Genomic DNA, 12,562 nt, shown 5'->3' with positions numbered 1-12,562 from the left:
GCAGACCACCGTGACCGGAACGCATTGCTGCTGTCCGGTGGCGTGATGGTGCGAGAGAGCATTCTAGAGCCGACTTCGGTCGCACCCGCCTCCCCCGCTGGGGGGAGACGGATCCCCCGCGCACGGGATCCGGCCCGTGCCCGCCCGCCGCTGTACTGGCGGCAGTCGACGCACGGGAGGACCTGCGATGCGCACCTTGACGAGACGACACCTGCTGCGCTCGGCGGCGGCCTCGGCCGGAGGGCTGGCCGCCGTGGCGGCCGGACCGGCGGCCGGACCGGCGCGGGCCGCGGCCATGACACGACGCCCGCACGACGACATCGTCCGGCGTCTGCGCGCCCTGCCAGGGCTGCGCGTCGTGGAGGAACGGTCCGGAGCCGAACCGGGATACCGGTTCTTCGTGCTGGGCCTGCGCCAGCCCGTGGACCACACCGACCACTCCGCCGGCACCTTCGAGCAGCGCCTCACCCTCCTGCACACCGGCACGGACCGTCCGACGGTCCTGGCCACGACCGGCTACGACGTGCCGCTCACGCCCCGCCGCACCGAGCCGGCGGTACTGCTGGACGCCAACCAACTCCTGGTCGAACACCGCTACTTCGGTACCTCCAGGCCCGGCGCCCCCGGCTACACCCACCTCACCGTGCGCCAGGCCGCCGACGACCACCACCGCATCGTCCGCGTCCTGCGCCGTCTCTACCCGGCCGCGTGGGTGTCCACGGGCGGCAGCAAGGGCGGCATGGCCAGCGTCTACCACCGGCGCTTCCACCCCCACGACGTGGAGGGCACCGTCGCCTACTCCGCCCCGAACAACGTCGACGACCGCGACGACTCCGCCTACCTGCGCTTCCTGGACACGGTGGGTACGCCGGCCGACCGTGAGGCGCTGCGAGCGGTCCAGCGCAGCCTGCTGATCCACCGTGCGGAGCTGGTGGCCCGCTACGAGGCCTGGGCCGCCGCCGGCGGCGACACCTTCCGCATCGTCGGCAGCGCGGACCAGGCGCTGGAGGTCGCCGTGCTGCGCGCGCCGTTCATGTTCTGGCAGCGGGGCGCCGATGCCGCGGACCGCGCGGCCGTTCCCCGGCCGGACGCCTCCGCCGACGAGCTGTACACCTGGCTGGACGCCACCGCCGGGCTCGCGCTGTACGCCGACAGGAACGCCCGGGACTACGTGCCGTACTGGTACCAGCTGGGCACGCAGCTCGGTTATCTCAGCGTTCCCACCGCTCACCTGGCCGACCTGCTGCGCCACCCGGACGGCATCGCACCGCGCGTCTTCGTCCCCCGCGACATCCCGATGCCCTTCGACACCGGGGCCATGGCGGACATCGACCGCTGGGTCCGCCGCCGCGGCAGCCGGATCCTGTTCGTCAACGGCGCCCAGGATCCGTCGGTCGCCGAGGCGTTCCCGCCCGCGGCCCACGACTCCCGGGTCCTGTGGGCGCCGGACGCCGCCCACCACGTGACACTGGAGGCGCTCTCCTCCACGGACCGGGCAGCGGCCGTCGCCATGCTCACCCGCTGGGCGGGAGGAGCGGTACGCACCCCGTCCCGTCCCGCAGGCTCGTTCAGGCCTGGAACTCGGTGAGGTCGATGTGGTGGACGTGCAGAGCGAAGCCGTGCTCCGGGTGCGTCGTCTCATGGTCGAGCGTCATGCCGAGTTTGCGGGCCACGTTCTCGGACGCCTCGTCGCCGATGCGGTTGATGCTGACGACGCGGTCGAGGCCGCGGTCCTGGAGGGCGAACTCCATTGTGGCGTGGGCGGCTTCGGACGCGTATCCCTGGCCCCAGTACTGTGAGCCGAGCCGCCAGCCGACGGCCACGGCGGGCAGCACCTCGGGCAGGAACGCGGGCACGTACAGTCCCGTGAGCCCGGCCAGTTCACCCGAGGCCAGCAGTTCGACCGCGAACAGGCCGAAGCCTTCCTCGTCCCACTCCTCCTCCCAGTCCTCGATGTCCTGCGCCGTGCGCTCCAGCCCGCGCGTCGAGCCGTCGTCGACCCAGCGCATGACCTGCGGGTCGGCGTTGATGTCGGCCAGGGGCACGAGGTCGTCGTCGTGCCAGCGGCGGAGGATGAGACGGGGGGTCCGGATCTCGATCATGGCGCCCATCCTGCCGAACGTGGGGGCCGTACGGGTAATCGGCGCACTCCCGCCACCGGCGCCCCTTCCCTCCTGGAGCGGCCGCACCGGGTTCACCCGATTGCACCGGACGGGCTGGCCGGGCGCCCGGGGCGCGTGAAGCCTGTTGCCGTAGAGCCCGAGGAAAGGCGAACGGCATGAGCGCGGTCCATGGCATACGACGCCACACACGGCGTCTTCACGGCGCGGCGGCCGCAGCGGCCGTCGCGGTCCTGTGTGCGGCTCCGGCGGCACCGGCTTCACCGGCCTCACCGGATGGTGGCGCCGGCGGTGCGAAGCCCACCGTCGTGCTGATACACGGCGCCTTCGCGGACGGGTCCAGCTGGGACGGAGTGGTCGAGCGGCTCCGGCGGGCGGGGTACCCGGTCCTCGCTCCGGCCAATCCGCTGCGCGGGCTGGCCGGCGACGCCGCGTACGTCCACAGCGTGCTGAAGAGCGTGCAGGGGCCGATCGTGCTCGTCGGGCACTCCTACGGTGGCGCCGTGATCAGCGAGGCCGCCGTCGGCGACGACCGGGTCAAGGCGCTCGTCTTCGTCGCCGCCTTCAGCCCGGAGGCGGGGGAGAGCGCCCTGGGACTGTCCGGCAAGTTCCCCGGAAGCACGCTCGGCAGCGCCCTGAAGAACGTGCCGTTCCCACTTCCCGGCGGCGGCTCGGGCACCGACCAGTACATCGAACTCGACAAGTTCCACGACCAGTTCGCCGCCGACGTGCCCAGGTCGGTGACCGACCTGATGGCCGCCGCCCAGCGTCCCGTGGCCGCGTCGGCCCTGCAGGAGAAGGCCACCGAGGCCGCCTGGAAGACGATCCCGGCCTGGACCCTGATCAGCACCGAGGACCGCAACATCCCGCCGGCCGTGCAACGGTTCATGGCCAAGCGCGCCCACGCGCACACCGTCGAGGTCAAGGCCTCCCACGCCGTCGCCGTGTCCCAGCCGGGCGCGGTCTCCCGCCTGATCGAACAGGCCGCGCGGTCCGCCGGGGCCTCGACGACGGCCGACTCCCCTTCCGGTGAGAGCCTCGCCGACACCGGCTCCGGGCAGCGGACCACGCACGCCGTCGCGCTCGGCGGGATCGCGACCGCGTCGGTGGCCGCGGGTACGGCCGTCGTCCTTCTCGGCCGACGGTGGCGAGCACAGGCGGACGGCGACAACTGACCACCGCGGGCGGAGAGTGCCGGCGATCGCTGACCCCCACGGGCGGACAGCGGTCGCCGGCCGTCGCCTGCCCTGTTCCGCCTACTTGCTGATCCAGAGGTCGGGGCCGAAGACCTCGTAGTGGATGGCGGCGGGGTGTACGCCCTTGGCCAGCAGTTCCCCGCGCACCGCGCGCATGAAGGGCAGCGGCCCGCAGAGGTAGGCGGTGGTGCCGGAGCCGGGGGTGAGGTGGTCGAGGGTGGCCCGGCCGGCGAAGACGTTCGCGGCGGGGGAGTGGTGGTGGTCGTTCTCGTACCACAGGTGCAGGTCGGCGCCGGCCAGGCGGTCGACGAGATCCGCCTGCTCGTCACGGTGGACGTGGTCGCGCGGCGTGCGGTCGGCGTGGACGACGGTGACGGGCCGCGTGGAGGAGGTGAGGGCGAGGTGGTCGAGCATCGACAGCATCGGGGTGATGCCGATGCCGGCGGACGCGAGCAGGAGCGGCGCGTCGGACTCCGGCAGGGTGAGGTCACCGGCCGGCACCGAGACCTCCAGCAGGTCGCCGACCTGGGCGTTGGCGTGCAGCCATGACGAGACCTCGCCGTCGGGGAACCGGCCGTCGGCGCCGCGCTCACGCTTGACGGTGATGCGCCAGGTCTTCTGGCCGGGGGCGGTCGACAGGCTGTACTGGCGGATCTGGCGGGCACCGTCGGGCAGGCCGACGCGCACACTGACGTACTGGCCGGGCCGGAAGGCGGCGGCGGGGCGGCCGTCGGTCCGGCGCAGGACCAGGGAGACGGCGTCGTCGGACTCCCGGTGCCGCTCGGCGATCTCCATCCGCTGCCAGATGTCCCCGTTCTCGACACCGGCCTTTGCGTAGAGACGGGACTCGACGGCGATCAGGGCGTTGGCCATGAGCCAGTAGACCTCGTCCCAGGCCGCGGCCACCTCGGGGGTGACGGCGTCACCGAGGACCTCGGCGACCGCTCCGAGCAGGTGGCGTCCGACCAGCGGGTACTGGTCGGCGGTCACGCCGAGCGAGACGTGCTTGTGGGCGATGCGCGACAGGATGGCGTCCGGGCGCTCGTCGGGCCGCTCCACCAGGAGGGTGGCGAAGGCCGCGACCGAGCCGGCCAGGGCCTCCCGCTGGGAGCCGGTGACCTGGTTGGTGCGGTTGAAGAGGTTCCGCAGGAGTTCGGGCCGGTCCTCGAACAGGCGGTCGTAGAACCGTGCGGTGATGGTGGTCAGTGAGGCTCCCACCACGGGAAGCGTCGCCCGGACGACGGGGTCCGACTGCGCAGAAAGCATCAGGCACTCTCCTGGTTCGCTGGATCGATTAATTGGTATCTGAGATGCGTATTTTTGGTCGCGCGGAATCCATGGCGCGGGTTCCGACGCGGGGGTGCGAGACGGCCGGGTCGGCGCCGTCGGCGGGAGCCGTCAGTCCGGGGGAGCGCCGAGCGAGAGCAGTACCGGCCCTGTCGGCGCCGTCACCAGGCCGGCCACGGTCACGCCGTTCAGTGAGGAGTAGAACGCCTCTTGGGCCTCCCGCAGTGCCCGCCGCAGCCGGCAGGCGCCCGCGAGGGGGCAGGGGGAGTCGCCCTCGCACACCACGGCCTCCCGGTCCCCCTCCAGGGTGCGCACCAGATCGCCCACCGGCGTGCGCCGGCCCGAGGCGGTGAGCGTGAGCCCGCCGTTGCGTCCGCGGCGCGCCTCGATCACCCCCAGCCTCTGCAACTGCGCGATGGCCTTGGCCATGTGCGTGTAGGGGACGCTCATCGAGGCGGCGATCTGTCGTGTGGTCAGCAGGTCCTCGTCGTCCACGACGGCAAGGCGCATCACCGCCCGGAGCGCGAGGTCCGTGTACCTGGTCAGTCTCACGCGGCACACGTTAGCAATGTTGCATCTCGGATGCATATTTATCTGGGAGTGACGCTCGTCTCTCGATGTCCGCCGGGTCCGCCACGTCTGCGCGGGTTGCTGCGATCGGGCGACGCCCGGCATGTGGAGCGTCGGTCGGCGGGGCGTCGCCAGCATCCTGAAGGGCATGCCTTCACAGCTGGGCAGGCTGTCGCCACGCCGCCCTGGTCACCCGTTCCCGTCCATCCCGCCCGGAGGGCCGACAGACCGAGCGGCCAGGGTCCTCGGCCGGTCCGTGGTCCCCGCCCTCCTCGGCCTGTCCGTCTTCCTGGCCCCCGCCCTCGCCCCGGTCGGCTTTACTGGCGGGGTGGAGAGCGCTACGCCGGCCGCCGTCGCGGTCCCCGTCGGCCCCGACTCCGGCACCGCACTGGCCAAGTTCATGATCCAGTCGACGGCACGCGTCGAGGACCCGGCGTCCGAAGTGTCCCGCCCCGGCTATCGCACGACGGGCTGGTACAAGGCCGGCGCCCGTTCCACCGTCCTCGCGGCCCTGCTGGCGGCCGGCAAGTACCCCGACCCGTTCCACTCCACCAACCAGAAACTGATCCCCGCCGCCGACTTCACGGTCCCGTGGTGGTACCGGTCCGACTTCACGGTCGACGGCCCGGGAACGCGTACGTACCTCGACGTCAACGGGATCACCTCTGCCGCCGACGTCTTCGTCAACGGCCGTCGGATCGCGACGGCGAGCAAGGTCGTGGGGACGTACACCCGGCACGAACTGGACGTCACGTCCCTGGTGCGGCCGGGCACCAACACGGTCGCCTTCCGGATCCAGCCCAACGACCCGCGCAAGCACCTCACCGTCGGCTGGCTCGACTGGCTGCAGCCGCCCCCGGACCGGAACATGGGGATCGTCCGCGACGTCGTCGTCCGCCGCAGCGGCCCGGTGGTCCTGCGCGACGCCCATGTCGTCACCGACCTGGACGTGCCGTCCCTGGACTCCGCCGACCTGACCGTCAAGGCCCGCCTGCGCAACGACTCGCCCGACACCGTCACGGCGCGCCTGTCCGGCACGGCCGGGGCCGCCGACCTCGGCCGCCAGGTGACGCTGAAGCCCGGGGAGAGCCGGACCGTGGCCTTCTCTCCCGCCGACCACCCCGGCCTCCGCGTGACGCGGCCACGCGTGTGGTGGCCGGCCGGGATGGGCGAGCAGCCGCTGTACGACCTCGACCTGAACGTGACGGTCGACGGGGCCACCTCCGACACCGCGCACAGCACCTTCGGCATCCGCGACGTGCAGGCGCCGATCAACGCCGACGGCGCGCGCCAGTACCGGATCAACGGCCGCCCGCTCCTGATCAAGGGCGCGGGCTGGTCACCCGACGAGTTCCTGCGCTGGGACCCGGCCTACGCCGAGCACCGCCTGCGCTACGTCCGCGACCTGGGCCTGAACACGCTGCGCCTGGAGGGCCACCTCGAACCCGACGAGTTCTTCGACCTCGCCGACCGGTACGGGATCCTCACGATCGCCGGCTGGGAGTGCTGCAACAAGTGGGAAGGAGAGGTCAACCCCGCGGAGTCCGGGGAGAAGTGGAACGCCGCCGACCACGCTGTCGCCCGGGCGTCGATGGCCGCCGAGGCGGCCCGGCTGCGCCACCACCCCAGCGTGATCTCGTTCCTGATCGGCAGCGACGCGGCGCCCAACGCCAAGATCGAGTCGGGCTATCTCGACGCGCTGCGGGAGGCGGACTGGAAGGTGCCCGTGATCCCCTCCGCCTCCGGCAAGCCGACACCCGTCACCGGCCGCTCCGGGATGCGGATGACAGGCCCCTACGAATGGGTGCCTCCCGGCTACTGGTACGACAAGCGCGAGGGCGGAGCCACCGGGTTCAACTCCGAGACCAGCGCGGGCCCGAGCATCCCGACCCTCGACACCCTGCGGCGGATGATGACCCCGGCCGAGCTGGAGACCCTCTGGAAGCAGCCCGCCGCCGTCCAGTACCACCGCTCTCCCTCGCCCACGTTCTCGACCCTCAAGCTGTACAACGCCGCACTCGCCGGCCGCTACGGACGGCCCACCGGCCTCGGCGACTACGTGCGCAAGGCCCAACTCGCCCAGTACGAGGCCGTGCGCGCCCAGTTCGAGGCCTACTCGCGCAACGCCAAGGACACCACCGCCCCGGCGACCGGCGTCATCTACTGGATGCTCAACAGCGGCTGGACCTCGCTGCACTGGCAGCTCATCGACCGCTATCTCGACCAGAACGGCTCGTACTTCGGTGCGAAGAAGGCCAACGAACCCCTGCACGTCCAGTACGGATACGACAACCGCAAGGTCAGCGTCGTCAACAACCGCTCGGCCGCCGCTTCGGGGCTCACCGCCCGGGTCACGCTCTTCAACCCCGACGGGACCGAGAAGTACGACCGCACGGCGACCGGGGTCGACGTCGAGGCCCGTGGCGTCACCACCACCTCGCTGACCCTTCCGGCCGAAATCCCCGGCCTGGAAAGGACCTACCTGGCACGGCTGTTGCTCACCGACTCCACCGGACGTGAAGTGGGCCGCAACGTCTACTGGCTCTCCACCCGTGACGACGTCCTCGACTACGCGAAGACCGACTGGTACTACACCCCCACCACCTCCTACGCCGACCTGACGGGCCTGAACTCGATGCCGCAGGTGACCCTGGACGTGGCGGCCACCACGAAGGCGGCCGGCGCGACGGGCACCTCGACGACGACCGTGACCCTGCGCCACCCGGGCACCACGAAGGCCCCGGTCCTGATGACCGACGTCGACGTGGTCTCCGCGGACGGGAAGACGCCCGTGCTGCCGGTGCACTGGAGCGACAACCACGTCAGCCTGTGGCCCGGTGAGGAAGTGACCCTGGTGGCCACCCACCCGACGGCCGATCCGGACAGCGTGCCCCGCGTACGGGTCTCCGGTTGGAACACCCGGCCGGTGACCGTCCCGTCCGGCTGACGGACGGTCACCCACGGGCGGCACCGATCCGCCGCCGACCACTGGCGCGGGACCCGGACGGCCGGGTCCCGCGCCGGTCGGCTGTCGCTTGAGGCCGCCGATCTCACTTGAGGCCGCTGAGCATCACGCCTCGGATGTAGTACTTCTGCAGCAGCAGGAAGAGGATCAGCACCGGCAGGATGCTCATGACGAGACCCGCCATGACGATCGGCATCGTGCGGGTCGGGTCGACGTAGTCCTGAAGGAACTGGATGCCGACGGGCAGGGTCATCACGTCCGGGTTGGCGGTCGAGATGAGCAGCGCCCAGATGTACTCGTTCCACGCCTGGACGAACGTCAGCAGACCGAGCGTCAGCAGGACCGGCATGGTCTGCGGTACGACGATCCGCCACCACACGGCGAACTCGCCGGCGCCGTCGATGCGCGCCGCCTCCAGGACCTCGTCCGGGAGGGAGACCATGAACTGGCGCATCAGGAAGATGCCGAAGCCGTTGACGAGGAACGGCATCGCGAGCGCCGCGATACTGACGGTCAGGCCCGCGCCCCCGCGCCCGAACAGGTCGTTGCCGCCCGCCAGCGGCCAGTGCACCAGGATCAGGAAGTGCGGGATGAAGAAGAGGAACGGCGGGAACATCATCGTCGACAGCACGAGCCGGAAGATCAGGTCCCGTCCGGGGAAGCGGAGTTTGGCGAGGGCGTAGCCGGCGAGCGACGAGGTGATCAGCACGGACACGGTGATCACGGCGGTCGCGACGACGCTGTTGCGGAAGAGCACCGGCAGATCGAGCTGGTCGATCGCCGCCCGGTAGTTCGACCAGTCGAACGCCTTGGGCAGGAACCGGTACGGCAGCGTGCCCGCCTCGCCCGCGCCCTTGAACGACGTCATCACCATGTCGAGGAACGGCACCACCGTCAGCACGGCGCCGGTCACCACCACCAGATAGGACAACCAGGGGAAACGGCGGCGGATCATACGTCCTCCTCCTTGCGCCGGAAGATCCACAACTGCGCCAGGGTGACCACCAGGACCACCAGGAAGAGCACGAAGGCGGCGGCGCTCGCGGGGCCCCAGTGGCCGTAGGAGAACGCCTGCCGGTACATCTCCAGGGCGGCCACGTTGGTCGCGTCGCCCGGCCCGCCCTTGGTCATCACGGTGATCAGCGCGAAGGACTGCAGTCCGCTGATGAACTGGGTGACGCACACGAGCAGCAGGGACGGCCGCAGCAGCGGCAGCGTGATCCGCCAGAAGACGGTGACCGGCCCGGCCCCGTCGAGCGCCGCGGCCTCGTAGTACGACTCGGGGATGGACTTCAGGCCGGCGGTCAGGACGAGGATCGCGGAGCCCACCGAGGCCCACGCGTGCACGACCACGACCGACGGCAGCGCGGTGCCCGGTTCCTGGAGGAAGGCCACCGAGTCGAGCCCCACGGAGTTGAGCACGCCGTTGACGAGCCCGCCCGGCTCGTACATGAACTTCCACACGTTGCCGACGGCGACCACCGTCGTGACGATCGGCAGGAAGTAGAGGGTGCGCCACAGCCCCTGGAACCGCAGGTTGTCGATGCAGGTGGCGACGACCACGGAGCCGGCCAGCGAGAGGACCACGGTGCCCAGCGCGAACAGCAGGGTGTTGGTCAGGATCGGTGCCAGGAACGTCGATCCGTCGGCGAAGAGTCCCGCGAAGTTGTCCGTCCCGACCGGCCGGATGCCGCCGAGGTCGAACCCCGACCAGCGGGACATCGACAGCAGCAACGCGAAACCGAGGGGCAGGAGCAGGAACACCGCGAAGAACAGCAACGTCGGCGCGAGGAAGAGATAGGCGACGACCGTCTGCCGGCGCCGGGCCCGGTCGCGGCCGTCGACGGCGAGCGGGACGGGGGGCGTGCTGGGCGCGGCCCGCTCGGTCGTGGCCGGCGTCAGCGCGTTCACCATGAGCGTGACACCTCTCGGTCGACCTGACGGCGGGTGGTGCGCAGCGCCTGGTCGACCGACTGCTGACCGGTCCACAGCGCCTCGATGTTCTTGCGCAGCAACGATTTCGCCTGCTGCGCGCCCGGCACGTTCGGCTCCGGCACCGAGTAGGCCAGCGCGTCCAGGAAGGGCCGCAGGTTCGCGTCGCTGTGGGCGCCCAGGAGGGTGCGCATGTCGTCGGCGCGTCCGGTCAGGGAACCGGCCGACACCTGAAGGGAGCTCATCCGGGTCGCTCTCCCGCCCGGCTCGGCGCCCTCGACCCTCACCTTCTCGGTGTTGAGCCAGCGCAGGAACTCCCAGGCGGCGGCCGGGTGTCTGCCGGCCGCGTTGACCCCGAGCATGAAACCGGTGGAGAGCGTGGCGCGCTTGCCGTCCGCCGCCGGAAGGGGCAGCGGGGCGACGCCGACGTCGCGGTACTCCTCGCCCATCAGGGTCTTCAGGCTCCCGGTCCACCAGCCGGCGCTGACCACCATGGCCACCTGCCCCGACCGGAACGCCTTGTAGACGTTGACGCCGGGGACGCTGGCGCCGCCGGTGACGAGGCGGTGCTCCAGGTCGAACACGGCCCGTCCGGCGGGGGAGTCGATGGCGGTGCTCCTGCCGTCCTCGGAGACGAACCTGCCGCCGGCCGCGCTCAGCAGGGCGAGCGTCTGGCCGACGGTGGTGGAGTCGTCGGCGGTCGAGAGTCCGAACCCCTGGACGAGGGTGTTGCCGAACCGGTCCTGCCGCGCGGTGCGGTAGGCGGTCTCCTCCAGTTCCCGCCAGGTCCGGGGCGGGCGGTCGACGCCGGCTTCGCGAAGCAGCCGCTTGTTGTAGTAGAGGGCGTACGTCTGCACCTCGGTGGGATAGCCGTAGACCTGGCCGCGCACCGAGGCGGCGTCGACCGCGGCCCGGCTGTAGCCGCGGGTGATCTCCTCGGCGTACTCCCGCGGAGCGGGCCGCAGCACACCGGCCTGGACCAGCTGGCCGTTCCACAGGCAGTACGGGTGCAGGATGTCGGCGCCCTGGCCCGCGGCCTGCCGGACCATGAACGTGGTGAGCAGGTCCGTGAACTCGACGGCCTTCGTCTGCACCTTGACCCGGTCGTGGCCCGCGTTCCACTCGTCGACCGGGCCCTGCAGGGCCTCCTTGAGCACTCCGCTCGCGTAGTGGGTGAGCAGGGTGAGGACGATCGGGTCGCCCGGCCGCCCGGTGCCCTGGTGCGGCGCGGCGCAACCGGAGGCGAGCAGCGCCGAGGGGAGCGCGAGCGCGAAGTGGCGGCGGCTGAGCCGGGCGGTGCGGCGGGCCGGCGTCATCGTGCGCCCTCGCGGCGCATCACACGGAACACCCGGGTCGTGGTGAAGCCGGTCTTGCGGTACATGTGGCCGGCGGGGGACTGCGCGCCGGTCCACAGGAACCACGCGGAGTGCGCGCGGCGCGCCCGCATCCTCTCCAGGACGAGGTGCAGGAGGATCTCGCCGAGCCCGGTGCCGCGCATCTCCTCCAGCACGCCGATCGGCCCGAACCGCTCGTCCACCGCGTCGAACGCGCCGTGCATCGCCCAGCCGACCAGGCGGCCCGACGGCTCCCGGGCGACGACGATCCGGTCGACCGGTGTGCCCGTCGCGACGGACGCGCGGATCGTGCACGCCCAGTCGGGGCCGAAGTGGTCCCCGGCGAGCGCGAACAGGTCGACCAGGTCGTCGTCGGACGGGGTGGCGAACCGGTAGCCCCGCGCCGTCAGTTCCCGCACGCGGCGCGCGACGTCCTCCGGCACGCGGTAGCCCACCAGGCCACGGTCCATCGCCTCCGCCTCGTAGAGCGTACGAAAGCCGAGGGACTCCAGGAGCAGGGCGGCCTCCGGGTAGGCCTCGGCGTCCAGGCCGGGCAGGACGTAGTCCGGGGTGTACGAGGAGAAGTCCACCCGGGTGCGGCCGTGGCCGTGCAGCCAGTCGAGGGCCTCGGTCAGCAGCCGGCGGCCGAGGCCGCGCCGACGGGCGTCCGGGTCGACGAAGAAGAAGGGGATCCAGCCCTGCTGCGGCTCCAGATCGGTGCCGGCCATCGGCGTCCGACGGCGCACCGCGTAGGCGGCGCCGACGACGCGTTCCCCCTCCACGGCGACCCGCAGACCCTCCGGATCGAAATTGGGGTCCAGCAGCACCAGGGAGCGGAAACGGTCCGCGGTGACGGGGTCGCCCGGCGCGCTGCGCCGCCACACCTCCACCACCCGCGGTCCGTCGCCCGCGCGAAAGCCGCGGATGTCGACCCGGGTCGTCGTTGCGCTGTCGGTCATCGGCGGTGCTGTCCTTCCGGACACCGGGCGGTGTCGGTGTCGGGGGTGATGAGCCATCACATCGGGAATTTACTGGGATGTCCGTCAATTCCGCAATTATCCGCCGTCGGGCCGCGCCGCAGGGGGCGCCCAACCCCTCGCCGCACTCAGGGAGTAGGGCCGGACGCACGGTCGTCGGCGGCTGTCGCAGTTTCGACAT

At 71.6% G+C, this 12,562-nt stretch carries 10 protein-coding genes; 3 read left to right on the top strand and 7 right to left on the bottom strand.

Features of this window, described 5'->3' with window-relative positions:
- The first annotated feature begins 187 nt into the window (after positions 1–187).
- Entirely contained in the window at positions 188–1,588 is a 1,401-nt protein-coding gene (locus ACIP2X_RS10205; protein WP_401670024.1) for a S28 family serine protease, read from the top strand.
- Here ACIP2X_RS10205 and ACIP2X_RS10200 read toward each other — a convergent pair.
- Positions 1,569–2,102, bottom strand: a complete 534-nt coding sequence (locus ACIP2X_RS10200; RefSeq protein WP_401670021.1) for a GNAT family N-acetyltransferase — start codon at positions 2,100–2,102, stop codon at positions 1,569–1,571. The genes ACIP2X_RS10205 and ACIP2X_RS10200 overlap by 20 nt on opposite strands.
- A 326-nt stretch (positions 2,103–2,428) precedes the next feature.
- Between ACIP2X_RS10200 and ACIP2X_RS10195 the strand changes: the two genes are divergently transcribed.
- Positions 2,429–3,295 (top strand): alpha/beta fold hydrolase, encoded by an 867-nt coding sequence (locus ACIP2X_RS10195; RefSeq protein ID WP_401670018.1) that lies wholly within the window; start codon positions 2,429–2,431, stop codon positions 3,293–3,295.
- Positions 3,296–3,376: 81 nt separating this feature from the next.
- On the opposite strand, the gene ACIP2X_RS10190 is transcribed toward ACIP2X_RS10195, so the two are convergent.
- Complete coding sequence (locus tag ACIP2X_RS10190; protein WP_401670016.1) at positions 3,377–4,582, bottom strand: globin domain-containing protein; 1,206 nt, start codon at positions 4,580–4,582, stop codon at positions 3,377–3,379.
- 132 nt (positions 4,583–4,714) lie between these two features.
- A complete protein-coding gene (locus ACIP2X_RS10185) occupies positions 4,715–5,155 on the bottom strand; it encodes an RrF2 family transcriptional regulator (RefSeq protein ID WP_401670013.1) in 441 nt (146 codons plus the stop codon).
- 274 nt (positions 5,156–5,429) lie between these two features.
- Between ACIP2X_RS10185 and ACIP2X_RS10180 the strand changes: the two genes are divergently transcribed.
- Positions 5,430–8,120, top strand: a complete 2,691-nt coding sequence (locus ACIP2X_RS10180) for a glycosyl hydrolase 2 galactose-binding domain-containing protein (protein WP_401670010.1) — start codon at positions 5,430–5,432, stop codon at positions 8,118–8,120.
- Between the two features lie 103 nt (positions 8,121–8,223).
- Here the strand turns inward: ACIP2X_RS10180 and ACIP2X_RS10175 are convergent, their stop codons facing one another.
- The 4 genes from ACIP2X_RS10175 to ACIP2X_RS10160 are packed head-to-tail and all read right to left on the bottom strand — an operon-like array spanning position 8,224 to position 12,363.
- The gene (locus ACIP2X_RS10175; protein WP_401670008.1) at positions 8,224–9,093 is read right to left on the bottom strand and encodes a carbohydrate ABC transporter permease; all 870 of its coding nucleotides are present in this window, start codon (positions 9,091–9,093) and stop codon (positions 8,224–8,226) included.
- Positions 9,090–10,052: a carbohydrate ABC transporter permease gene (locus tag ACIP2X_RS10170; RefSeq protein ID WP_401670006.1), complete on the bottom strand. Its 963-nt coding sequence runs from the start codon at positions 10,050–10,052 to the stop codon at positions 9,090–9,092. Before ACIP2X_RS10170 ends, ACIP2X_RS10175 begins: the two co-directional genes overlap by 4 nt.
- Positions 10,046–11,386, bottom strand: a complete 1,341-nt coding sequence (locus ACIP2X_RS10165) for an ABC transporter substrate-binding protein (RefSeq protein WP_401670003.1) — start codon at positions 11,384–11,386, stop codon at positions 10,046–10,048. The genes ACIP2X_RS10170 and ACIP2X_RS10165 overlap by 7 nt, the downstream gene beginning before the upstream one ends.
- On the bottom strand, positions 11,383–12,363 hold the full coding sequence (locus tag ACIP2X_RS10160; protein ID WP_401670001.1) for a GNAT family N-acetyltransferase: 981 nt from the start codon (positions 12,361–12,363) through the stop codon (positions 11,383–11,385). The genes ACIP2X_RS10165 and ACIP2X_RS10160 overlap by 4 nt, the downstream gene beginning before the upstream one ends.
- Positions 12,364–12,562 lie beyond the last annotated feature (199 nt).

This window comes from Streptomyces sp. NPDC089424, assembly GCF_044749345.1.
Taxonomy (GTDB): domain Bacteria; phylum Actinomycetota; class Actinomycetes; order Streptomycetales; family Streptomycetaceae; genus Streptomyces.
Note: the sequence above shows the minus strand (reverse complement) of the source record. Positions and strands in the feature narration are given on the sequence as shown.

Bases quoted from the DNA above. Each gene is read 5' to 3' on its own strand.
- ACIP2X_RS10205 (WP_401670024.1), top strand. From the start codon at position 188: ATGCGCACCTTGACGAGACGACACCTGCTGCGCTCGGCGGCGGCCTCG.
- ACIP2X_RS10200 (WP_401670021.1), bottom strand. From the start codon at position 2,102: ATGATCGAGATCCGGACCCCCCGTCTCATCCTCCGCCGCTGGCACGAC.
- ACIP2X_RS10190 (WP_401670016.1), bottom strand. From the start codon at position 4,582: ATGCTTTCTGCGCAGTCGGACCCCGTCGTCCGGGCGACGCTTCCCGTG.
- ACIP2X_RS10175 (WP_401670008.1), bottom strand. From the start codon at position 9,093: ATGATCCGCCGCCGTTTCCCCTGGTTGTCCTATCTGGTGGTGGTGACC.
- ACIP2X_RS10170 (WP_401670006.1), bottom strand. From the start codon at position 10,052: ATGGTGAACGCGCTGACGCCGGCCACGACCGAGCGGGCCGCGCCCAGC.
- ACIP2X_RS10165 (WP_401670003.1), bottom strand. From the start codon at position 11,386: ATGACGCCGGCCCGCCGCACCGCCCGGCTCAGCCGCCGCCACTTCGCG.
- ACIP2X_RS10160 (WP_401670001.1), bottom strand. From the start codon at position 12,363: ATGACCGACAGCGCAACGACGACCCGGGTCGACATCCGCGGCTTTCGC.